Source organism: Pseudomonas sp. 1D4, from assembly GCF_001728925.1.
In the GTDB taxonomy this organism is placed as follows: domain Bacteria; phylum Pseudomonadota; class Gammaproteobacteria; order Pseudomonadales; family Pseudomonadaceae; genus Metapseudomonas; species Metapseudomonas otitidis.
This window is the reverse complement of the sequence record NZ_LXJQ01000010.1, coordinates 21,088-41,435: the sequence shown is the minus strand read 5'-3', so window position 1 is coordinate 41,435 and position 20,348 is coordinate 21,088. Positions and strand designations below refer to the sequence as shown.

24 protein-coding genes are annotated in these 20,348 nt (G+C 64.6%); 22 read left to right on the top strand and 2 right to left on the bottom strand.

What is annotated here, in order from left to right; translation table 11 throughout:
• Positions 1-54 precede the first annotated feature (54 nt).
• The 13 genes from fleN to A7D27_RS07545 all read left to right on the top strand — a co-directional run bounded on the left by fleN (position 55) and on the right by A7D27_RS07545 (position 11,375).
• Positions 55-888: a flagellar synthesis regulator FleN gene (gene fleN, locus A7D27_RS07605; protein ID WP_069560381.1), complete on the top strand. Its 834-nt coding sequence runs from the start codon at positions 55-57 to the stop codon at positions 886-888.
• Complete coding sequence (gene fliA, locus A7D27_RS07600; protein WP_044408109.1) at positions 885-1,631, top strand: RNA polymerase sigma factor FliA; 747 nt, start codon at positions 885-887, stop codon at positions 1,629-1,631. Before fleN ends, fliA begins: the two co-directional genes overlap by 4 nt.
• A gap of 82 nt (positions 1,632-1,713) precedes the next feature.
• A complete protein-coding gene (locus tag A7D27_RS07595) occupies positions 1,714-2,088 on the top strand; it encodes a chemotaxis response regulator CheY (RefSeq protein ID WP_003083073.1) in 375 nt (124 codons plus the stop codon).
• A gap of 19 nt (positions 2,089-2,107) precedes the next feature.
• The gene (locus A7D27_RS07590) at positions 2,108-2,893 is read left to right on the top strand and encodes a protein phosphatase CheZ (protein WP_069560382.1); all 786 of its coding nucleotides are present in this window, start codon (positions 2,108-2,110) and stop codon (positions 2,891-2,893) included.
• Between the two features lie 12 nt (positions 2,894-2,905).
• Complete coding sequence (locus tag A7D27_RS07585) at positions 2,906-5,251, top strand: chemotaxis protein CheA (protein ID WP_069564522.1); 2,346 nt, start codon at positions 2,906-2,908, stop codon at positions 5,249-5,251.
• Between the two features lie 42 nt (positions 5,252-5,293).
• On the top strand, positions 5,294-6,406 hold the full coding sequence (locus A7D27_RS07580; protein ID WP_069564521.1) for a chemotaxis response regulator protein-glutamate methylesterase: 1,113 nt from the start codon (positions 5,294-5,296) through the stop codon (positions 6,404-6,406).
• A gap of 17 nt (positions 6,407-6,423) precedes the next feature.
• The gene (locus A7D27_RS07575; RefSeq protein ID WP_069560385.1) at positions 6,424-7,164 is read left to right on the top strand and encodes a flagellar motor protein; all 741 of its coding nucleotides are present in this window, start codon (positions 6,424-6,426) and stop codon (positions 7,162-7,164) included.
• Positions 7,165-7,176: 12 nt separating this feature from the next.
• Positions 7,177-8,061, top strand: coding sequence for a flagellar motor protein MotD (gene motD / locus A7D27_RS07570; protein ID WP_069564520.1), 885 nt, complete (start codon positions 7,177-7,179; stop codon positions 8,059-8,061).
• Positions 8,062-8,101: 40 nt separating this feature from the next.
• Positions 8,102-8,890, top strand: a complete 789-nt coding sequence (locus tag A7D27_RS07565) for a ParA family protein (RefSeq protein WP_069560387.1) — start codon at positions 8,102-8,104, stop codon at positions 8,888-8,890.
• A gap of 90 nt (positions 8,891-8,980) precedes the next feature.
• Positions 8,981-9,850, top strand: coding sequence for a CheW domain-containing protein (locus A7D27_RS07560; RefSeq protein WP_069564519.1), 870 nt, complete (start codon positions 8,981-8,983; stop codon positions 9,848-9,850).
• A 101-nt stretch (positions 9,851-9,951) separates the two neighbouring features.
• Positions 9,952-10,431 (top strand): chemotaxis protein CheW, encoded by a 480-nt coding sequence (locus A7D27_RS07555; RefSeq protein ID WP_044408061.1) that lies wholly within the window; start codon positions 9,952-9,954, stop codon positions 10,429-10,431.
• Positions 10,432-10,435: 4 nt separating this feature from the next.
• A complete protein-coding gene (locus A7D27_RS07550; protein WP_083265561.1) occupies positions 10,436-10,843 on the top strand; it encodes a DUF2802 domain-containing protein in 408 nt (135 codons plus the stop codon).
• A 103-nt stretch (positions 10,844-10,946) separates the two neighbouring features.
• Positions 10,947-11,375, top strand: coding sequence for a rhodanese-like domain-containing protein (locus tag A7D27_RS07545; protein ID WP_069560390.1), 429 nt, complete (start codon positions 10,947-10,949; stop codon positions 11,373-11,375).
• Here A7D27_RS07545 and A7D27_RS07540 read toward each other — a convergent pair.
• The gene (locus A7D27_RS07540; RefSeq protein ID WP_069560391.1) at positions 11,365-11,697 is read right to left on the bottom strand and encodes an EscU/YscU/HrcU family type III secretion system export apparatus switch protein; all 333 of its coding nucleotides are present in this window, start codon (positions 11,695-11,697) and stop codon (positions 11,365-11,367) included. The genes A7D27_RS07545 and A7D27_RS07540 overlap by 11 nt on opposite strands.
• Positions 11,694-13,238: a flagellar hook-length control protein FliK gene (locus A7D27_RS07535; RefSeq protein ID WP_069560392.1), complete on the bottom strand. Its 1,545-nt coding sequence runs from the start codon at positions 13,236-13,238 to the stop codon at positions 11,694-11,696. Before A7D27_RS07535 ends, A7D27_RS07540 begins: the two co-directional genes overlap by 4 nt.
• Positions 13,239-13,386: 148 nt before the next feature.
• Between A7D27_RS07535 and ccmA the strand changes: the two genes are divergently transcribed.
• The 9 genes from ccmA (at position 13,387) to ccmI (ending at position 20,336) form a co-directional block, all read left to right on the top strand.
• Complete coding sequence (gene ccmA / locus A7D27_RS07530; protein WP_069560393.1) at positions 13,387-14,022, top strand: cytochrome c biogenesis heme-transporting ATPase CcmA; 636 nt, start codon at positions 13,387-13,389, stop codon at positions 14,020-14,022.
• The gene (gene ccmB, locus A7D27_RS07525; RefSeq protein ID WP_044408044.1) at positions 14,019-14,690 is read left to right on the top strand and encodes a heme exporter protein CcmB; all 672 of its coding nucleotides are present in this window, start codon (positions 14,019-14,021) and stop codon (positions 14,688-14,690) included. The genes ccmA and ccmB overlap by 4 nt, the downstream gene beginning before the upstream one ends.
• A gap of 71 nt (positions 14,691-14,761) precedes the next feature.
• Entirely contained in the window at positions 14,762-15,517 is a 756-nt protein-coding gene (locus A7D27_RS07520) for a heme ABC transporter permease (RefSeq protein WP_069560394.1), read from the top strand.
• Positions 15,514-15,690 carry a heme exporter protein CcmD gene (ccmD, locus tag A7D27_RS07515; protein ID WP_044408038.1) on the top strand — a complete coding sequence of 59 codons (177 nt, stop codon included), beginning with the start codon at positions 15,514-15,516 and terminating at the stop codon, positions 15,688-15,690. The genes A7D27_RS07520 and ccmD overlap by 4 nt, the downstream gene beginning before the upstream one ends.
• On the top strand, positions 15,687-16,136 hold the full coding sequence (gene ccmE / locus A7D27_RS07510; RefSeq protein ID WP_069564518.1) for a cytochrome c maturation protein CcmE: 450 nt from the start codon (positions 15,687-15,689) through the stop codon (positions 16,134-16,136). The genes ccmD and ccmE overlap by 4 nt, the downstream gene beginning before the upstream one ends.
• Positions 16,137-16,139: 3 nt before the next feature.
• The gene (locus A7D27_RS07505) at positions 16,140-18,113 is read left to right on the top strand and encodes a heme lyase CcmF/NrfE family subunit (protein ID WP_069560395.1); all 1,974 of its coding nucleotides are present in this window, start codon (positions 16,140-16,142) and stop codon (positions 18,111-18,113) included.
• A complete protein-coding gene (locus A7D27_RS07500) occupies positions 18,110-18,646 on the top strand; it encodes a DsbE family thiol:disulfide interchange protein (RefSeq protein WP_069560396.1) in 537 nt (178 codons plus the stop codon). The genes A7D27_RS07505 and A7D27_RS07500 overlap by 4 nt, the downstream gene beginning before the upstream one ends.
• Positions 18,643-19,128 (top strand): cytochrome c-type biogenesis protein, encoded by a 486-nt coding sequence (locus A7D27_RS07495; protein WP_044408026.1) that lies wholly within the window; start codon positions 18,643-18,645, stop codon positions 19,126-19,128. The genes A7D27_RS07500 and A7D27_RS07495 overlap by 4 nt, the downstream gene beginning before the upstream one ends.
• Complete coding sequence (ccmI, locus tag A7D27_RS07490) at positions 19,128-20,336, top strand: c-type cytochrome biogenesis protein CcmI (RefSeq protein WP_069564517.1); 1,209 nt, start codon at positions 19,128-19,130, stop codon at positions 20,334-20,336. The genes A7D27_RS07495 and ccmI overlap by 1 nt, the downstream gene beginning before the upstream one ends.
• The last annotated feature ends 12 nt before the right edge of the window (positions 20,337-20,348 follow it).

The following is a 20,348-nucleotide window of genomic DNA, read 5'->3' as shown; positions in this document are numbered from 1 at the left end:
GGGTGGCGTGAATGCGCCAAGTGGCCCAGTCGACGTGAACAAGGTGTGTGATAAATGGGTAGTTTGCATCCCGTACAGGTGATTGCTGTAACCGGTGGCAAGGGCGGTGTCGGCAAGACCAACGTGTCCGTGAACCTCTCGCTGGCGCTGGCCGACCTGGGGCGCCGCGTGATGCTGCTGGACGCCGACCTCGGCCTGGCCAACGTCGATGTGCTGCTCGGGCTGACGCCGAAGCGTACCCTGGCGGACGTGATCGCAGGCGAGTGCGATCTGCGTGACGTGCTGCTGCAGGGGCCGGGGGGGGTCCGCATCGTGCCGGCGGCGTCCGGTACGCAAAGCATGGTCCAGCTCTCGCCCATGCAGCACGCCGGCCTGATTCAGGCTTTCAGCGAGATCAGCGACAACCTGGACGTGCTGGTGATCGATACCGCCGCCGGCATCGGCGATGCGGTGGTCAGCTTCGTTCGTGCAGCGCAGGAAGTGATCGTGGTCGTTTGCGACGAGCCCACGTCCATCACCGACGCCTACGCGCTGATCAAGCTGCTCAATCGCGACTTCGGCATGAGCCGTTTCCGGGTGCTGGCCAATATGGCCCACAGCCCGCAGGAAGGTCGCAACCTCTTTGCTAAGCTGACCAAGGTGACCGATCGTTTCCTCGATGTTGCCCTGCAGTACGTCGGTGCCGTGCCCTACGACGAGTCCGTGCGCAAGGCGGTGCAGAAGCAGCGAGCGGTTTACGAAGCGTTTCCGCGTTCGAAATGTGCCCTTGCTTTCAAGGCGATTGCTCAGAAGGTCGACAGTTGGCCGTTACCGGCGAATCCACGCGGCCATCTTGAGTTCTTCGTCGAGCGACTGGTGCAGCAACCCATCGCGGATTCGACCGTATGACACCACCCGCAAGTGGACTTCGCATGTACAACAAGGCTCAGGCTGGGGACTCCCAGCACCAGCTGATCGAGCGCTACGCGCCTCTGGTCAAGCGGATTGCCTACCACCTGCTGGCGCGCCTACCGGCGAACGTGCAGGTTGAAGACCTCATGCAGGCAGGGATGATCGGCCTGCTGGAAGCGTCGAAGAAGTATGACTCCAGCAAAGGCGCAAGTTTCGAGACCTACGCCGGCATCCGTATCCGCGGTGCGATGCTGGATGAGGTCCGCAAGGGTGACTGGGCGCCGCGCTCGGTCCACCGCAACACCCGGATGGTCAGCGACGCCATCCGCAAAGTCGAGGCAAGAACCGGACGTGACGCTAAAGATCAGGAGGTTGCGGCCGAACTTGGATTGAGTCTCGAAGATTACTACGGCATCCTGAGCGACACTTTGGGCAGCCGGCTGTTCAGCTTCGACGACCTTCTGGAAGGCGGGGAGCATGGCACGGCGCACGAAGACACCGGAGTCACCCATCTCGAACCTTCGAATGACCTGGAAGACGAGCGCTTCCAGGCGGCGCTGGCCGATGCCATCGCCAATCTGCCGGAACGAGAGCGCCTGGTGCTGGCGCTGTATTACGACGAAGAGCTGAATTTGAAGGAAATCGGTGAAGTGCTGGGAGTCAGTGAATCCCGAGTCAGTCAGTTGCACAGCCAGTGCGCCGCGCGTTTGCGGGCCCGGCTGGGTGAGTGGCGTGCCTGAAGCACACCGGTTTTTCGATTTAACGACGCCCCCGTGACCCGGGGGCGTTCAGGACTGTACGGAGGTCGATTTGGACAAGAACATGAAAATCCTCATCGTGGACGATTTCTCTACGATGAGACGCATCATCAAGAACCTCCTGCGTGATTTGGGCTTCACCAACACCGCAGAGGCCGACGACGGCACGACCGCCTTGCCGATGCTGCATAGCGGTAACTTCGATTTTCTGGTTACCGACTGGAACATGCCCGGCATGACCGGCATCGACCTGCTGCGTGCCGTGCGTGCCGACGAGCGCCTGAAGCATCTGCCGGTGCTGATGGTGACCGCCGAGGCCAAGCGCGATCAGATCATCGAAGCCGCCCAGGCCGGCGTGAACGGGTACGTGGTCAAGCCGTTCACGGCCCAGGTGCTCAAAGAGAAGATTGAAAAGATCTTCGAGCGGGTCAACGGCTGATGCCAGTCGCGAGGACGCCATGGATAAAGATTCCCAGTCGGGAGACCTCGAGTCGACCCTGAAAAATCATGCACGCGAGCTGGTGGAAACCCTTGAACGGGGCAACTTCGGCGATGCGGTGCAACTGATCCACGAACTGAACAAGGTCCGCGATCGCGGCTTGTACCAGGAAGTCGGCAAGCTCACCCGCGAGCTGCACAACGCGATCGTCAACTTCCAGATCGATCCGCACCTGCCGCACGCCAAGGAAATGTCCCAGATCGCGGATGCGACGGATCGCCTCTCCTACGTCGTGCACATGACGGAGAAGGCGGCCAACCGCACCATGGATCTGGTGGAGGAGAGTGCACCGCTGCTCAACGGCCTGGGCGATGAAGCTCAGAGTCTTTCCGAGGAGTGGGGTCGTTTCATGCGGCGTGAGATCGGAGCGGATGCGTTCCGGGAGCTTGCCAAGCGCATCGAATCGTTCCTGGCGCGCAGCCAGCGCGATACCGAGCAGCTATCCTCCCATATGAACGACATCCTGCTGGCACAGGACTATCAGGACCTGACCGGGCAAGTGATCAAGCGTGTCACGCAGTTGGTGACCGAAGTTGAGCACAATCTGGTGAAACTGGTGCTGATGGCCAGTGACGTGGACCGTTTCGCAGGCATCCAGCATGACCGCGAAGCAATGGCTGTCGAGAAAGAAAAACTAAAAGATCCATCTAGGGGTGAAGGTCCGCAGATCAATGCCGATAAGCGTGATGACGTCGTGGCCGACCAGGTCGACGTCGATGATCTGTTATCCAGCCTTGGTTTCTAGGGGAGCCGCCTAATGAGCTTCGACGCCGATGAAGAAATCCTCCAGGACTTCCTGGTAGAGGCCGGCGAAATACTGGAGCAATTGTCCGAACAGCTCGTTGAGCTGGAGAGCCGCCCGGACGATATGGATCTGCTCAATGCCATTTTCCGGGGTTTCCACACGGTCAAGGGCGGAGCTGGTTTCCTCCAGCTAAACGCCCTTGTGGAATGCTGCCACATCGCCGAAAACGTGTTCGACATCCTCCGCAAGGGTGCGCGTCGAGTCGATGCCGAGCTGATGGATGTGGTGCTCCAGGCGCTGGATACCGTTAACGAGATGTTCAGCCAGGTGCGCGAGCGCTCCGAGCCGACGCCCGCCACGCCTGAACTGCTGGCGGCATTGTCTCGTCTGGCCGAGCCCGCAGGAGCTGAAGCGCCCGAGCCTGAGCCTGAGCCTGAGCCGGTTGCCGAGGCCTTCGAACCCGAACCCGAACCCGAACCCGAGCCAGAAGCGGAAGCACCTGTCGTTCAGGCATCGGGTGACATTACCGATAGCGAGTTCGAGCAACTGTTGACGGCACTGGACGAGCCTGCCGGTTCGGCTGCCGAAGCTGCTGCCAATGGCGGAGTCGCCTCGTCGGATGACATCACCGATGACGAGTTCGAGGCTCTTCTGGATCAGCTCCACGGCAAGGGCAAGTTCGTCGGGGATGCTGAACCGACTGCCAGTGCGTCCAAGGCTCCCGAGCCGGTTGCCCCACCCTCTGCTCCGACAGGCGGGGACGACATCACCGATGACGAATTCGAGGCCCTGCTGGACCAGCTTCATGGCAAGGGCAAGTTTGTCGCGCCTGCTGTGGAGGCCGTAGCACCGGCTGTCGCAGTGCCCGAGCCTGAGGCATCGGCACCGGCCGCACCGGGTGGTGACAACATCACCGATGACGAGTTCGAGGCTTTGCTGGATCAGCTTCATGGCAAGGGCAAGTTCGTTGCAGAAGCGCCAGCCGCTTCGCCTGCTCCGGCCAACAAGCCTGCAGCGCCTGCCAAGCCCGCTGCTGCAGCTGCCAAGCCTGCGGCCGCAGCGACTGCGAAAGCACCCGAGCCGGCCAAGCCCGCAGCCAAGCCCGAACCTGCCAAACCCGCCGTTGCAGCTGCCCGTCCTGTTGCGCCGGCGGCTACCGGGGACAAGGCTGCGCCTGCCGCAGCCAGCGAGGCCGAGACCACCGTACGGGTGGACACCGCTCGCCTCGACGAGATCATGAACATGGTGGGCGAGCTGGTACTGGTGCGTAACCGCCTGGTGCGCCTCGGTGCCAACAGTGGTGACGAGACCATGGCCAAGGCCGTGTCGAACCTCGACGTGGTGACCGCTGACCTGCAAACAGCGGTCATGAAGACCCGCATGCAGCCCATCAAGAAGGTCTTCGGGCGTTTCCCGCGTCTTGTTCGTGATCTGGCTCGCAACCTGAAGAAAGAGATCAACCTCGAACTGGTGGGTGAAGAAACCGACCTCGACAAGAACCTCGTCGAGGCGCTCGCCGACCCGTTGGTCCACCTGGTGCGCAACGCCGTGGACCATGGCATCGAAACGCCCGAGGAGCGCGAGGCCGCCGGCAAGGCGCGTACCGGTCGTGTCGTGTTGTCCGCCGAGCAGGAAGGTGACCACATCCTCCTGATGATTACCGACGACGGCAAGGGCATGGACGCGAACATCCTTCGTGCCAAAGCCGTCGAGAAGGGCCTGCTGGACAAGGATGCTGCCGACCGCCTGACCGAACTGGAGTGCTACAACCTGATCTTCGCTCCGGGCTTCTCGACCAAGACCGAGATCTCCGACGTATCCGGCCGTGGTGTCGGCATGGACGTGGTGAAGACCAAGATTTCCCAGCTCAACGGCACGGTTAACGTGTTCTCGCAGAAAGGGCAAGGCTCCAAGATCGTCATCAAGGTGCCACTGACCCTGGCAATCATGCCTACGCTGATGGTGATGCTGGGCAATCAGGCCTTCGCCTTCCCGCTGGTCAACGTCAACGAGATCTTCCACCTCGACCTGTCCCGCACCAATGTCGTGGATGGCCAGGAAGTGGTGATCGTCCGCGACAAGGCCCTGCCGCTGTTCTACCTCAAGCGCTGGCTGGTTCGTGGTGCTTCATACGAGGAGCAGGGCGAAGGACATGTGGTGATCCTTTCCGTGGGGACCCAGCGCATCGGCTTCGTGGTGGACCAATTGGTCGGCCAGGAAGAGGTGGTGATCAAGCCGCTTGGCAAGATGTTGCAGGGGACGCCCGGCATGTCCGGTGCCACCATTACCGGCGATGGACGAATCGCCCTCATCCTCGACGTACCGAGCATGCTCAAGCGCTACGCGCGCCGCGGTTGATCGTTTAGGCGGCCCGTTGGGGGCCGCCTGTTAGGAGTGTTTATGGCAGTCAAGGTTCTGGTGGTTGATGACTCCGGCTTCTTCCGTCGTCGCGTTTCGGAGATTCTGTCCGCCGACACCAACATTCAGGTAGTAGGGACCGCCACGAACGGTCGGGAGGCCATCGACCAGGCGTTGGCGCTCAAGCCCGACGTCATCACCATGGATTATGAAATGCCCATGATGGACGGCATCACCGCCGTGCGACACATCATGCAGCGCTGCCCGACTCCGGTCCTGATGTTCTCCTCCCTGACTCACGAAGGCGCCCGGGTAACCCTCGATGCGCTGGATGCCGGCGCGGTCGACTTCCTGCCGAAGAACTTCGAGGACATCTCCCGCAATCCGGAGAAGGTCAAGCAACTGCTCTGCGAGAAGGTGCACAGCATCGCGCGGAGCAACCGCCGCTATAGCAGCTACACCCCGCCGCCTGCCGCGCCGACTCCCAGCAGTTCCGGGCCGTCGAGCCTGTCTCGTCCAGCGGCTGCGCCCGCCCCAGCGCCGACTTCCTCTTCCAGCGCGAGCTCCAGCAGCGGGCCTGCGCCCAAGCGCAAGTCCTATCGTCTGGTGGCCATTGGTACCTCGACGGGTGGTCCCGTCGCGCTGCAGCGTGTGTTGACCCAGTTGCCCGCCAATTTTCCGGCGCCGTTGGTGCTGATCCAGCATATGCCGGCGGCGTTCACCAAGGCATTCGCCGAGCGCCTGGACAAGCTCTGCCGAATTTCCGTCAAGGAAGCCGAGGACGGTGACCAGCTTCGCCCTGGTCTTGCCTTGCTGGCACCGGGCGGCAAGCAGATGATGGTGGACCCGCGCGGCACCGTGCGTATTCTCCCCGGCGATGAGCGCCTCAACTACAAGCCCTGCGTGGACATCACCTTCGGCTCTGCTGCCAAGGCCTTCAACGACAAGGTTTTGGCCGTGGTGCTGACTGGCATGGGCGCCGATGGGCGCGAAGGCGCACGCCTGCTCAAGCAGAGCGGTAGCCAGGTGTGGGCGCAGGATGAGGCCAGTTGCGTGATCTACGGCATGCCGATGGCGATCGTGAAGGCCAACTTGGCGGACGCGGTCTACGGTCTCGATGACATTGGCAGGCACATCGCCGAAGCGTGCCTGTGATGGGAGTAGTGCGGTAAATGGATGCGTTGAGCATCGTAGGGATCATCCTTGCACTGGTCGCCATCGTTGGAGGCAATTACCTCGAAGGAGGGCATGCCGGTGCCCTTCTGAATGGCCCGGCTGCCCTGATCGTCATCGGCGGTACTGTGGGTGCCGCTTTGCTCCAGACGCCCATGAATGTGCTCAAGCGGGCTATGGCGATCCTCCGCTGGATCATCTTCCCGCCCAGAATCGACCTTAACGGTGGCATCAGCAGTGTGGTGGGTTGGAGCATGGCTGCACGCAAGGAAGGGCTTCTGGGCCTGGAGCCCATTGCCGACGCTGAGCCAGACCCCTATGCCCGCAAGGGTTTGCAGCTTTTGGTCGACGGCGCTGAGCCGGAGTCCATCCGCAGCATTCTCGAAGTGGATCTCTACACCCAGGAAGCCCGCGATCTGCAGGCTGCCAAGGTGTTCGAGAGCATGGGTGGCTATGCCCCCACCATCGGCATCATCGGTGCGGTGATGGGGCTGATCCACGTCATGGGCAACCTGGCCGATCCCAGTCAGTTAGGGGGCGGCATTGCGGTTGCCTTTGTTGCCACCATCTACGGTGTGAGTTTCGCCAACCTGCTCCTGTTGCCAGTGAGCAGCAAGCTGAAGGCCATCGCCATGCGCCAGTCGCGTTATCGGGAAATGCTGCTGGAGGGTATCCTCTCCATCGGCGAGGGTGAGAACCCCCGCTCCATCGAATTGAAGCTGCAAGGCTTCGTGGATTGATGGAGGTATGGCATGGCTCGCAGGCGTCAGCACGAAGAGCATGAGAACCACGAGCGTTGGCTCGTTTCATACGCTGATTTCATTACGCTGCTGTTCGCGTTCTTCGTGGTCATGTACTCGATCTCCTCGATCAACGAGGGCAAGTACAAGATTCTCTCGGATACCCTGACCGGCGTATTCAATCAGCCGGAACGCTCCATCAAGCCGATCCCGATCGGTGAAGAGCGGCCTCGTACCACCGAGGCAGAGCTGACGTCTGCAGAGCAGGGCGGGCCTGGCGATGCCCAGGCCGACCCCCTGCAAAGCATCACCGAAAGCATGCAGGCAGCGTTTGGCGACCTGATTTCCAACGAACAGATGACGGTTCGCGGCAACGAGCTCTGGGTGGAGATCGAGTTGAACTCCAGCCTGCTGTTCCCCAGTGGCGATGCCATTCCCACCAACGAGGCGTTCACCATCATCGAGAAGGTGGCGAAGATCCTCGCCCCCTACGAAAACCCCGTGCACGTCGAAGGCTTCACCGATAACCTGCCCATCAGCACCGCCGCCTATCCTTCCAACTGGGAGCTTTCCGCCTCCCGTGCATCCAGCATCGTGAGGATGCTCTCCATGGATGGGGTCAATCCGGCGCGCCTCGCCGCGGTGGGGTACGGCGAATTCCAGCCGGTGGCGGACAACTCGACGGCGGAAGGGCGCGCACGCAACCGCCGTGTGGTATTGGTTGTTTCGCGAAACCTCGACGTGCGGCGAGCGGTGAGTGGGGTAGGGGCGGGCAAAGCCAAGGCGGACGACGCATTGCGGCGTGCTGGCACGCAAACTGCACCAGCGCCTGCACCGGGGCCCTCCGCAGCGGGGGCCGTCAATTCCCCGTCGCCCGCGCCAGCGGGTGGACAATGATCCTCGGCAAGGCTGTGGTTTCGCCGGGAGGACGAAGAGCATGAGAGTTTGGGCGGTAGCCAATCAGAAGGGTGGTGTCGGCAAGACCACCACCTCCATCGCACTGGCAGGCTTGCTGGCCGACGCCGGCAAGCGCGTCGTGGTCGTGGACCTCGATCCCCACGGTTCCATGACCAGCTATTTCGGCCACGACCCCGATACCCTGGAGCACAGCTCCTTCGACCTGTTCCTCCACCAGGGGGGCGTGCCGGAAGGGCTTCCCCGGCAACTGCTGCTGCAGACCAGCCACGAGCGCATGTCGCTGCTGCCTTCCAGCACCGCCCTGGCCACCCTGGAGCGCCAGTCGCCCGGGCAGAATGGGCTCGGGCTGGTGATCGCCAAGAGCCTGGCGCAGCTGTGGCAGGACTTCGACCACGCGATCATCGACAGTCCACCGCTGCTGGGCGTGTTGATGGTCAACGCGCTGGCCGCCAGCCAGCAACTGGTCATCCCTGTGCAGACCGAGTTCCTGGCGGTTAAGGGCCTGGAGCGCATGGTCAGCACCCTCAACATGGTCAACCGCTCGCGCAAGCAGGCGCTGCCTTACACCATCGTGCCGACCCTGTTCGACCGTCGCACCCAGGCGTCCCTGAATACTCTGCGTGTGCTGCGCAATACCTACCCAGAGCACCTCTGGCCGGCCTATATCCCCGTGGACACCCGCCTGCGGGATGCCAGTCGTGCCGGTGTGACCCCGTCGCAGTACGACGGCAACAGCCGGGGCGTGATTGCCTATCGTGCGCTGCTCAAGCACCTGCTGAGTCAGCAGCTCGCCGCACAGGTCGCCTGAGATGAGCGTCTATGCTGAGCTACAGGTGCCCTCAAGTCCGGCACGCCCAGTGCCGATAGACTGTCGAGCCCAACGTCGCAGGTCCCACCCATGAGCCGTACCCTCGCCACCACCACCCGACCGCAACTGGCGTTGCAGTCCTACCTGGACTCACTCCTGCAGGAAGCGGCCATCGAACTTGCCGACAGCGTGAGCCTGGAGGAGTTCGAGGCGGCCGTGCTCGAGGAGCAGGTGCGCGATGCACGGCTGAACCAGGCGCGCCCGGTGCTGGTCGCGGCGCAGGAGGCGGCTCCGCGCGTGGTGCGCGCTGCCCCTGTGGCGGTCCAGTTGGAGGAGCACCCGGTGCGACAGCTTGCGCCGGTGATCGCTGAGCCCGTGCTGGTGCCGGCGATCCCGGAGCCAGAGCTGGAGCCCGCACTGGTGGAGCCGGTTGCCCAGTTGCAGGTCGCAAGCCACGAGCCCCGTGAACCCTCGCCACCCAGCTTTGAGGGGCGCCCTCAATGGGCCGAAGAGCCCTTTGAATGCCTGCTGTTCGACGTTGCCGGGCTGACCCTGGCTGTACCCCTGGTTTGCCTGGGCTCCATCTACCCGCTTACCGGCCAGGAGCTGACGCCCCTGTTTGGCCAGCCAGAATGGTTCCTCGGTATCCTGCCGTGCCAGGCAGGCAACCTGAAGGTGCTGGATACGGCACGATGGGTAATGCCGGACCGTTACCGCGATGATTTCCGCGAGGGGCTGCAGTACGTTATTTCCGTCCAGGGCTACGAATGGGGCCTTGCCGTGCACCAGGTGAGCCGTTCCATCCGCCTGGACCCGAACGAGATCAAGTGGCGCAGCCAGCGCAGTCAGCGTCCCTGGTTGGCCGGCACGGTGATCGAGCACATGTGTGCGCTGCTGGACGTCGCCGCGCTGGCCGAATTGATTGCCAGTGGCGCTGTCAAGAACATGTCGCTTAACTGAACAATGAAAAGGCAGGCCCTGCACGCCGGGGCGCCGGATTCGCAACAAGGCGGTCAACCCGCATTCGCCGCCCCGCGCGGTACAAGAAGAGGCTAGGGAACATGAAGAAATCGTCAGGGCAAGGTTCCGAAGATCCCATCCTGCAGTGGGTGACTTTCCGCCTGGACAATGAAACCTACGGCATCAACGTGATGCAGGTGCAGGAAGTCCTGCGCTACACCGAGATCGCGCCGGTGCCGGGGGCTCCCAGCTACGTTCTGGGCATCATCAACCTGCGTGGCAACGTGGTGACGGTGATCGATACCCGCCAGCGCTTCGGCCTGGATTCCGCGCCGGTCACCGACAACACCCGCATCGTCATCATCGAGGCGGACAAGCAGGTGGTGGGCATTCTCGTCGACAGCGTCGCCGAAGTGGTCTATCTGCGTCAGTCCGAGGTCGAGACCGCGCCCAACGTGGGCAACGAAGAGTCGGCCAAGTTCATCCAGGGCGTCTGCAACAAGAACGGCGAGCTGCTGATTCTGGTCGAGCTGGACAAGATGATGAGCGAAGAAGAGTGGTCGGAGCTGGAGAGCATCTGACGTGCTGATCGAGATCGCGCTGCTGGTCCTGGCGGTCGCCTGTGCGGCGCTCGCCTTCGCCTGCGTGCGATTGCGCCGGCAGCAGCTGGAGCTCGCCGAGGAACAGGCCAAGCGCGAGGCGGCTCGAGACCAGCGGCTGAAGGAACTGGCTCGTCGTCTCGACGCCTACCTCAGCGGCAGTATCCGCATGGGGGAGGAGTTGCACGAGCTGCGCCGGGTGGTGGCGCCGTTGCCCGACAAGGTCAGCCAGATCGAGCAGCGCGACCCCAGCAGTATCTCGTTCACCCAGGCCGCGCGTCTGGCAGGCATGGGGGCGAGCGTCGACGACCTCACCCATTCCTGTGGGCTCAGCAAGGCCGAGGCGGAGCTGGTCAGCAAGCTCCAGTTGGCACGCAAGCAGGCCCAGAGCTGACGCGCGCCCGGTTCTAAGCCCCGCCTGCCATCTAACCAATCACTCCAAGTCGGCATTCCCTCCCGGACTAGGCTCTAATCAGGCCCACCGAGCGGAGTTGCCCATGCGCCTGGCTCCCCTGTTGCTCTTGTTCCTGTTGCCGTTGGCTCAGGCTGAAGAGGCGCCCCTGCACGTAGCCGGGGCCACGACCGTCAATGTGCTGCAGGCCAAACGCTTGTTCGACTACGGCGCCTTGTTCATCGATGTCCGGCCGGACCGGGAGTGGAGCTGGGGGCATGTGCACGGCGCTGTGCACCTGGACCTGACCGACCGATTCGCCGGCCTGGCCATGCCCCAGTGGCCGCGGCATGTGCCGCTGGTGATCTACTGCGACAGCGACGTCTGCCCGCGCAGTGCGCTGGCGGCGCAGTTGGCGGTGAGGTGGGGGTATCGCCAGGTCTTCTACTTCCGTGACGGCTATTTCGCCTGGCAGTTGCTGGATTTCCCCCAGGGCAAAGGCATGGAGGGTGAGGTGCTGGCGCTCAACCCCTAGGGCCTTCCAGTAATGGCAGGTCGGGCGTCACGTCCCGAGTAGCGTCGGGGGCGAAGCCCGCTGGGCACTTGCCCTTCAGGTACCACGCAAAGGCGATGATCTCGGCCAGCGTGCGATACAGCGCCTCGGGGATGGCCTCGCCCAGTTCCATCCGCGCCAGCAGGCGGACCAGCTCCGCGTTCTCGTAGATCGGCACCTCGTACTCGCGGGCGATGGCGAGGATCGCCTCGGCCAGCTCGTCGTCACCCTTGGCGGTCAGGTTCGGTGCGCTGACCCCGTCATAGGACAGGGCAATCGCCTGGCGGCGTTCGGTCTGTTTCATGCCGTCTCATCCACCCAGCGTTGCTGCAGGGTTGTGCGTGGGCCTTGTGGTGGAGTGCCTTGCTGGCAGGCCAGTTCACCCACTTCCAGGCCCGCGGCTACCAGCCGCTCCCGCAGATTGCCCAGTTCACTGTCGATGAACCGCGCCGTGGCGGCTCGCTCTGCCCATAGCTGGCTGGAGATAGCGCCGCGCAGCAACTGCGCCTGGACCTGCAGCGGGCCCAGAGGGGCGATGTCGAACGCCAGTTCGATACGCCAGAGGTTTTCCTTCTGCTCGTCCTTGCGGCGCTGCTGGGCCTGGCGCTCCTCCTGCTGGATCTTGATCTGCAGCGGGACGATTTCCTGCTGGTTGCGCATCGGCAGCTCCAATTGCCAGGTGGTAAGCAGGTTTCCATCCGGGGTCATCTGCGATTGCGCCAGGCTGGAGAGCTGGTGGGTCTGCAGGCGCGAGACCGCTGCTGCCGCCAGCTTCAGCAGGGTTTCCAGGTCCCCTTCCTCCTCTGCGGCCTGAGCCAGGCGGGAGGGGAGGGGGAAACTCAGTGCCTGCAGGCGCGAGCTGGCCTGACCGAGGGAGCCGAGTGCGCTGCGGATGAAGGCCGGCAGGGCCTGTGCCATGGCGTTGCTGGCGCCTGCGGTGGGTAGCGCCGCAGGTGCGTTGGGTAGATCGGGCAACAACTGGGCGATCAGGCGCAGCAGATTGCCCTTCAGGTCCTGACCGGTTGCGACGCCATGACCGGCCAGCAGGCGCGCCTCCAGCAGTGCACCGCTGTTCTCCATGGCCTTTGCGAGCTGCTTGGCGTCGCTCAGTTGAGCAGGGTCTGGCAGCGAGCCCAGCAGTCGCTCCACGGCATTGCGCAGGTTCGGCGGAAGGTTCGGATCGAGTTCGGCGAGGGCGCCGAACAAACCCTCCAGAGAGCCCTGGCGCGACACCTGGCTGTTCAACTGCTGGCTGAGGACCAACTGGTCCAGGCGATTGCTCAGTGGAATGAAGCGCAGAGACTGGTCGCCCTGGACCTGGGCACTGAGCAGGCTGCCGATCGGCAGCGGTTGCGGGCTGTCGACAGCCATTTGGCGGCCTGCCAGCGGCGTGTTGATCAGGTTGATCAGGGTGCGATAGACGGTCGCCTTCGCCTCGGCGAGCTGCTCACTGGCGACCACCTTGCCCTGGATCAGCGTCCCGACCGGCACCTGCTCCAGGTCCAGGCTGTTCAGCGGCAGGGCGCCGGGCGGCTGCACGGCCACCATCAGACGGCTGTCCGAAAGGGCCGTGACGTTCACCAGTGAACCCTGGCTCAGGGGGCGCGTGCTGGTGGCCTCCAGTGTTGCCTGCTGGCCGCTGCCCAGGCTCAAGCGCAGCATCACCTGGAAACTGTTCTGCGCGGTTTCCTTGACGCTGACCACCTCGGCCTCGGCGCTGTCGCCGGCCGCCAGCAGGCCGTTTGCAGGCTGCAGCAGCTTCAGCGCGGCATCCGCCACGGTCTGCGCCGCACGATTGGTGGTGGGCGCAGAAGCGACGGGGCGCGAAGTGCTGATCTCGGTCATCAAAGGGTTACAACCTGTTGAAAAAGCCCCCTTCGGGGCTGGGGATGACATGTATAATGCCGCCCCGTCCGGGCTGGCGGTGGAGCGCGTTTCCAGTATAGCGGCCGGCGACCCCATCACTTGAGTTCCCCGCAGGGTATCCGCTGACGTGACCAGTCCCTACCTCCAGACCCTCCATCTCGCCTGCGAGCGTGATTGGCGGATGCTCTTCGAAGGGCTGGACCTGGCGCTCGAACCCGGGGAAATGCTGCAGATCAGCGGACCCAACGGCAGCGGCAAGACCAGCCTGCTGCGCCTGCTCTGCGGCCTGATGCAACCCACCTCCGGTGAGATCCTGCTGAAGGGCGTCGCCCTTGGCCAGCAACGTGCCGAACTGGCCCGCGAGCTGCTGTGGATCGGCCATGCCGCCGGCATCAAGGGCCTGCTTACCCCGGAAGAGAACCTGACCTGGCTCTGCGCCCTGCACCAGAGCGCCGAGCGCGAGGCGATCTGGGAGGCGCTGGCCGCCGTCGGGTTGCGCGGTTTCGAGGACGTTCCCAGTCACACCCTCTCTGCCGGTCAGCAGCGCCGCGTCGCCCTGGCACGGCTCTACCTCGATCCGCCGCCGCTGTGGATTCTTGACGAACCCTATACCGCCCTCGACAAGCAGGGCGTCGCCCAACTCGAGGCACACCTGGCCGGGCACTGCGAGCGTGGCGGCCTGGTGGTGTTCACCACCCACCACAGCCCTACCCAACTGCCGGCGGGCTACCGTGAACTGGATCTGGGACGACGTGCGGCATGAGATCGGTCTTCACCCTGGTCATGGCCCGCGAAGCGCGCCTGCTGTTCCGTCGCCCTGCCGAGCTGGCCAACCCCCTGGTGTTCTTCGCCATCGTGATTGCCCTGTTCCCCCTGGCGGTCGGTCCCGAGAGCCAATTGTTGCAAACCCTTTCACCGGGGCTGGTCTGGGTAGCGGCCCTGCTGGCCGTCCTGCTCTCGCTGGACGGGCTTTTTCGCAGTGATTTCGAGGACGGCTCGCTGGAACAGTGGGTCGTTTCGCCGCACCCCCTGCCGCTTCTGGTCCTGGCCAAGGTGCTGGCACACTGGCTCTTCTCCGGATTGGCGCTGGTCCTGCTGGCGCCGCTGCTGGCGCTGATGCTGGGCCTGCCCGCCCGCTGCCTGCCGGTGCTGCTCGGCTCCCTGCTGCTGGGTACGCCGGTGTTGAGCCTGCTGGGGGCGGTGGGCGCCGCGCTGACCGTTGGTCTCAAGCGTGGTGGCCTGCTTCTCGCGCTGCTGATACTGCCGCTTTACATCCCCGTGCTGATTCTCGGCAGCGGGGCCCTGCAAGCGGCCCTGCAAGGATTGCCGGCTGTCGGCCACCTGTTGTGGCTGGGCTGCCTCACCGCCCTGGCGGTGACCCTGACTCCCTTTGCCATAGCCGCTGGCCTGACCATCAGCGTCGGCGAATAACGAACAAGAGTTGCCTTGATGAGAGAACTGCCGATGTCCGCACAGGCCGCCGTGCCCAGCAGGTGGGCCCGATGAACTGGACCTGGTTCCACAAGCTGGGTTCGCCGAAATGGTTCTACGAGATCAGCGGTCGCTGGCTCCCCTGGTTCGCCATCGGTGCCGGCTTGCTGCTTACCGTCGGCACCATCTGGGGCCTGGCCTTCGCGCCGCCGGACTACCAGCAGGGCAACAGCTTCCGGATCATCTACATCCATGTACCGGCCGCCTTCCTGGCCCAGTCCTGCTACGTCATGCTCGCCGTGTGCGGCGTGGTCGGGCTGGTCTGGAAGATGAAGCTGGCCGACGTTGCCCTGCAGGCCGCCGCGCCGGTGGGCGCCTGGATGACCTTCATCGCCCTGCTCACCGGCGCCATCTGGGGCAAACCCACCTGGGGCGCCTGGTGGGTGTGGGATGCCCGACTGACGTCGATGCTCATCCTCCTGTTCCTGTACTTCGGTGTGATTGCGCTGGGCCAGGCCATCAGCAATCGTGACAGCGCCGCCAAGGCCTGCGCGGTGCTGGCCATCGTCGGGGTGATCAACATCCCGATCATCAAGTACTCCGTGGAGTGGTGGAACACCCTGCACCAGCCGGCCACCTTCACCGTCACCGAGAAGCCGGCCATGCCCGCCGAGATGTGGGTGCCGCTGCTGCTGATGGTGCTGGGCTTCTACTGCTTCTTCGGCGCCGTGGTGCTGATGCGCATGCGCCTCGAAGTCCTGCGTCGCGAGGCTCGCGCCTCCTGGGTGCGCAACGAGGTGAAGGCCCTGGTGGAGAAGGCATCGTGAGTTTTGCATCGTTCGGCGAGTTCCTCGCCATGGGCCACCACGGCCTCTACGTCTGGAGCGCCTACGGCATCAGCCTGCTGGTCCTGGCGCTCAATGTCGCGCTGCCGGTCGCAGCCCGGCGTCGCTACCTGAAAGAAGAGGCGCGCCGTCTGCGCCGGGAGGAAGGCAAGTGAATCCGATCCGCAAGAAGCGCCTGTTCATCATCCTGGCCATCCTCGCCGGGGTGGGGATCGCCGTGGCGCTGGCGTTGTCGGCGTTGCAGCAGAACATCAACCTGTTCTACACCCCCACCCAGATCGCCAACGGCGAAGCCCCCCAGGACACCCGCATCCGCGCCGGCGGCATGGTGGCCGAAGGCTCCGTCAAGCGCACCGGCGACTCCCTCGACGTGGAGTTCGTGGTCACCGACTTCGCCAAGAGCGTCACCATCCGCTATCACGGCATCCTCCCCGACCTGTTCCGCGAAGGGCAGGGCATCGTCGCCCTGGGCAAGCTGGACGCACAGGGCGTGCTGGTGGCTGACGAGGTGCTGGCCAAGCACGACGAGAAGTACATGCCGCCGGAGGTCACCAAGGCCCTCAAGGAAAGCGGCAACCTGCCTGAGAAGAAAGAGGGCTGATCGATGATTCCCGAACTCGGCCACCTGGCCCTGATCCTCGCCCTGTGCATGGCTGCCGTGCAGGCCACCCTGCCGATGATTGGCGCCTGGCGCGGCGACCGGCAGTGGATGAGCCTGGCGCAACCGGCTGCCTGGGGGCAGTTCGCCTTCCTGGCGTTCTCCTTCGGCTGCCTCACCTGGGCTTTCATGAGCGACGATTTCTCGGTCGCCTACGTCGCCAGCAACTCCAACAGCGCACTGCCCTGGTACTACAAATTCAGCGCTGTGTGGGGCGCCCACGAGGGCTCGCTGCTGCTCTGGGCGCTGATTCTCGGCGGCTGGACCTTCGCCGTCTCGGTGTTCTCCCGGCAACTGCCGGAAGTGATGCTGGCCCGCGTCCTGGGCGTGATGGGCATGATCAGCATCGGCTTCCTGTCGTTCCTGATCATCACCTCCAACCCCTTCAAGCGCCTGCTGCCGAACATGCCCGCCGACGGCAACGACCTCAACCCGCTGCTGCAGGACTTCGGGCTGATCGTCCATCCGCCGATGCTCTACATGGGCTACGTCGGCTTCTCGGTGGCCTTCGCCTTCGCCATTGCCGCGCTGCTCGGCGGCCGCCTGGATGCCGCCTGGGCGCGCTGGTCGCGGCCGTGGACCATCATCGCCTGGGCCTTCCTCACCGTCGGTATCGTGCTTGGCTCCTGGTGGGCCTACTACGAACTCGGCTGGGGTGGCTGGTGGTTCTGGGACCCGGTGGAGAACGCCTCCTTCATGCCCTGGCTGGTGGGCACCGCGTTGATCCACTCCCTGGCCGTCACCGAGAAACGCGGCGTGTTCAAGAGCTGGACCGTGCTGCTGGCCATCGCCGCCTTCTCCCTCAGCCTGCTGGGCACCTTCCTGGTCCGTTCCGGTGTGCTCACTTCGGTGCACGCCTTTGCCGCCGACCCGGAGCGGGGCGTGTTCATCCTCGGTTTCCTGCTGGCCGTGGTGGGCAGTTCGCTGACCCTGTTCGCCATCCGCGCACCGGTGGTCAAGAGCCAGGTGGGCTTCGCCCTCTGGTCCCGCGAGACGCTGCTGCTGGTCAACAACCTGGTGCTGATTGTGGCTGCCGCCATGATCCTGCTCGGCACCCTCTACCCGCTGGTGCTCGACGCGCTGTCCGGCGCCAAGCTCTCCGTCGGCCCGCCGTACTTCAACGCCCTGTTCCTGCCGCTCATGGCCCTGTTGATGGTGGTGATTGCCGTGGGTGTGCTGGTGCGCTGGAAGGACACCCCGGTGAAATGGCTGATGGGTATGCTCGGCCCGGTGCTGATCGGCAGCCTGGTGCTGGGCGTGCTCGCTGCGTTCGTCCTGGGTGACTTCCACTGGGCGGTGCTGGCGGTTGGCTGCCTGTCCGCCTGGGTGCTGCTGGCCGGCGTCCGCGACCTGCTCGACAAGACTCGTCACAAGGGTCTGTTCAAGGGTGCCCGCAGCCTGACCCGCAGCTACTGGGGCATGCAGCTAGCCCATGCCGGCATCGCCGTGTGTGCCCTCGGCGTCGTGCTTTCCAGCCAGTACAGCGCCGAGCGCGACCTGCGCCTGGCCCCGGGCGAATCCGTCGAACTGGGGGGCTATCGCTTCGTGTTCGAGGGCGCTGCCCACCACGAAGGCCCCAACTTCACCTCTGACAAAGGCACTGTCCGCGTCATCGACGGTGACCGCCAGATCGCCGTGCTGCACCCGGAAAAGCGCCTGTACACCGTGCAGCAGTCGATGATGACCGAGGCCGGCATCGACGCCGGCTTCACCCGCGACCTCTACGTCGCCCTCGGTGAGCCCCTGGGGGATGGCGCCTGGGCCGTGCGTGTGCACGTCAAGCCGTTCGTCCGCTGGATCTGGCTCGGCGGCCTGCTGATGGGCCTGGGCGGCGTTCTGGCTGCATTCGACCCGCGCTACCGGGTCAAGGTGAAGACCCGGGTGCGTGACGCCCTGGGCCTGGCTGGAGCTCAAGCATGAAGCGCCTGATCCTGTTGCTGCCGCTGGCGATCTTCCTCGGCGTGGCCGTGTTTCTCTACCGCGGGTTGTTCCTCGACCCCGCCGAGCTGCCCTCGGCGCTGATCGGCAAGCCCTTCCCCGCGTTCAGCCTGCCGGCCGTGGATGGCTCGCGTACCCTCAGCGAGGCCGACCTCAAGGGCAAGCCCGCGCTGGTCAATGTCTGGGGCACCTGGTGCATCTCCTGCCGGGTCGAGCACCCGGTGCTGAACAAGCTGTCGCAGATGGGCGTGACCATCTACGGCGTCAACTACAAGGACGACAACGCCGCCGCCCTCAAATGGCTGAAGGAGTTCCACAACCCCTACCGGCTGGATATCCGTGACGAGCAGGGCAGCCTCGGTCTGGACCTGGGCGTCTACGGCGCCCCCGAGACCTTCCTGATCGACAAGGACGGCGTCATCCGCCACAAGTTCGTCGGCGTGATCGACGAGGTCGTCTGGCGCGAGCAACTGGCGCCGCTCTACCAGTCCCTGGTCGACGAGGCCGGCCAATGAAGCGCCTGCTCGCCACCCTGGCCCTCGGCCTTGCCCTCACCGGCGTCGCCCGCGCGGCCATCGACACCTACGAGTTCCGTGACGAAGCCGAGCGCGAGCGCTTCCGCGTGCTCACCGAAGAACTGCGCTGCCCCAAGTGCCAGAACCAGAACATCGCCGACTCCAACGCCCCCATCGCCACCGACCTGCGCCGCGAGATCTACCGCATGCTCGAAGCGGGCAAAAGCAATGACGAGATCGTCGACTTCCTGGTGGCCCGCTACGGCGACTTCGTGCGCTACAAGCCCCCGGTGAACGGCCGCACGCTGCTGCTCTGGTACGGCCCGGCGGGCCTGCTGGCCGGTGGCCTGCTGGTGCTCGGGGTGATCGTGCTGCGCCGTCGTCGCGTCGAGAACGCGCCGGGTGATGCACTGCTTTCCAGCGATGAGCGCGCCCGTCTGGATGCGCTGCTCAATCAAGAGACTCAGGACAAGAACCGCTGATGATCGATTTCTGGCTCGCCGCCGGCCTGCTGCTGCTGGTCGCCCTGGCATTTCTGCTGATCCCCGTGCTGCGTGGCCGCAAGGCCCAGGCCGAGGAAGACCGAACCGCCCTCAACGTCGCCTTGTACCAGGAGCGCCTGGCCGAACTGCAGGCCCAGCACGAGGCAGGCACCCTCACCGAGGCCCAGCTCGAGGCCGGTCGTGCCGAAGCGGCCCGCGAACTGCTGGCCGACACCGAGGGCGCCGCCGCCGACCGCAGTGCCCGTCTGGGCCGCGCCTTGCCGCTGCTCGCCGCGCTGCTGGTGCCGGCCGTCGGCCTTGGCCTGTATGCCCACTGGGGTTCCAGCGACAAGGTCCAACTGGCCCGCGAAATGCGCGAGCAGCCACGCACCATCGAGGAGATGACCGCACGCCTGGAAAAGGCCGTGCAAGCCCAGCCGGACTCCGCCGAAGGCTGGTACTTCCTCGGTCGCACCTACATGGCCCAGGAGCGCCCGGCCGATGCCGCCAAGGCTTACGAGCGCGCGGTGCAGATCGCCGGTCGTCAGCCCGAGCTGCTCGGCCAGTGGGCCCAGGCGCTGTACTTCGCCAGCCAGAAGCGCTTCACCCCTGAAGTCCAGGCGCTGACCAAGGACGCCCTCAAGGCGGACCCCAACGAGGTCACCAGCCTGGGCCTGCTGGGCATCGCCGGTTTCGAGGAAGGCCGCTTCAAGGACGCCATCGGCTACTGGGAGCGCCTGATCGCCGTGCTGCCCCAGGACGACCCGTCCCGCGCCGCCCTGCAAGGCGGGATCGACCGGGCCCGCGAGCGGCTGGCCGAGAACGGCGAAACCCTGCCCGAGCGCGAGACGCTCACCAAGTCCATGCCGCAGCTGAAGGTCCGCGTCGACCTGGCCGCTGCACTGAAGGACAAGGTGCAGCCGGGTGACACGGTGTTCATCTTCGCCCGCGCTGCCGAAGGCCCGCCCATGCCGCTGGCCGTCAAGCGCCTGACGGTGAAGGACCTGCCGGCCGAGGTGGTGCTCAGCGACGCCGACGCGATGATGCCGCAGTTGAAGATATCCAGCTTTCCGCAGGTGCAACTGGTCGCCCGTGTGTCGCGCGAAGGCAATGCCAAGAGCGGCGAGTGGATCGGGCGCGGCCCGGCGTTGTCCAGTGCTACCGAAGATCCGCAGCAGTTGACCATCGACAGCCCGGATCAGCCCTGATAACCCCATCGG

Excerpts from the sequence above, each read along its gene's own strand:
- fleN (WP_069560381.1), top strand. The coding sequence starts at position 55 with ATGGGTAGTTTGCATCCCGTACAGGTGATTGCTGTAACCGGTGGCAAG.
- fliA (WP_044408109.1), top strand. The coding sequence starts at position 885 with ATGACACCACCCGCAAGTGGACTTCGCATGTACAACAAGGCTCAGGCT.
- A7D27_RS07595 (WP_003083073.1), top strand. The coding sequence starts at position 1,714 with ATGAAAATCCTCATCGTGGACGATTTCTCTACGATGAGACGCATCATC.
- A7D27_RS07590 (WP_069560382.1), top strand. The coding sequence starts at position 2,108 with ATGGATAAAGATTCCCAGTCGGGAGACCTCGAGTCGACCCTGAAAAAT.
- A7D27_RS07585 (WP_069564522.1), top strand. The coding sequence starts at position 2,906 with ATGAGCTTCGACGCCGATGAAGAAATCCTCCAGGACTTCCTGGTAGAG.
- A7D27_RS07580 (WP_069564521.1), top strand. The coding sequence starts at position 5,294 with ATGGCAGTCAAGGTTCTGGTGGTTGATGACTCCGGCTTCTTCCGTCGT.
- A7D27_RS07575 (WP_069560385.1), top strand. The coding sequence starts at position 6,424 with ATGGATGCGTTGAGCATCGTAGGGATCATCCTTGCACTGGTCGCCATC.
- motD (WP_069564520.1), top strand. The coding sequence starts at position 7,177 with ATGGCTCGCAGGCGTCAGCACGAAGAGCATGAGAACCACGAGCGTTGG.
- A7D27_RS07565 (WP_069560387.1), top strand. The coding sequence starts at position 8,102 with ATGAGAGTTTGGGCGGTAGCCAATCAGAAGGGTGGTGTCGGCAAGACC.
- A7D27_RS07560 (WP_069564519.1), top strand. The coding sequence starts at position 8,981 with ATGAGCCGTACCCTCGCCACCACCACCCGACCGCAACTGGCGTTGCAG.
- A7D27_RS07555 (WP_044408061.1), top strand. The coding sequence starts at position 9,952 with ATGAAGAAATCGTCAGGGCAAGGTTCCGAAGATCCCATCCTGCAGTGG.
- A7D27_RS07545 (WP_069560390.1), top strand. The coding sequence starts at position 10,947 with ATGCGCCTGGCTCCCCTGTTGCTCTTGTTCCTGTTGCCGTTGGCTCAG.
- A7D27_RS07540 (WP_069560391.1), bottom strand. The coding sequence starts at position 11,697 with ATGAAACAGACCGAACGCCGCCAGGCGATTGCCCTGTCCTATGACGGG.
- A7D27_RS07535 (WP_069560392.1), bottom strand. The coding sequence starts at position 13,238 with ATGACCGAGATCAGCACTTCGCGCCCCGTCGCTTCTGCGCCCACCACC.
- ccmB (WP_044408044.1), top strand. The coding sequence starts at position 14,019 with ATGAGATCGGTCTTCACCCTGGTCATGGCCCGCGAAGCGCGCCTGCTG.
- A7D27_RS07520 (WP_069560394.1), top strand. The coding sequence starts at position 14,762 with ATGAACTGGACCTGGTTCCACAAGCTGGGTTCGCCGAAATGGTTCTAC.
- A7D27_RS07505 (WP_069560395.1), top strand. The coding sequence starts at position 16,140 with ATGATTCCCGAACTCGGCCACCTGGCCCTGATCCTCGCCCTGTGCATG.
- A7D27_RS07500 (WP_069560396.1), top strand. The coding sequence starts at position 18,110 with ATGAAGCGCCTGATCCTGTTGCTGCCGCTGGCGATCTTCCTCGGCGTG.
- A7D27_RS07495 (WP_044408026.1), top strand. The coding sequence starts at position 18,643 with ATGAAGCGCCTGCTCGCCACCCTGGCCCTCGGCCTTGCCCTCACCGGC.
- ccmI (WP_069564517.1), top strand. The coding sequence starts at position 19,128 with ATGATCGATTTCTGGCTCGCCGCCGGCCTGCTGCTGCTGGTCGCCCTG.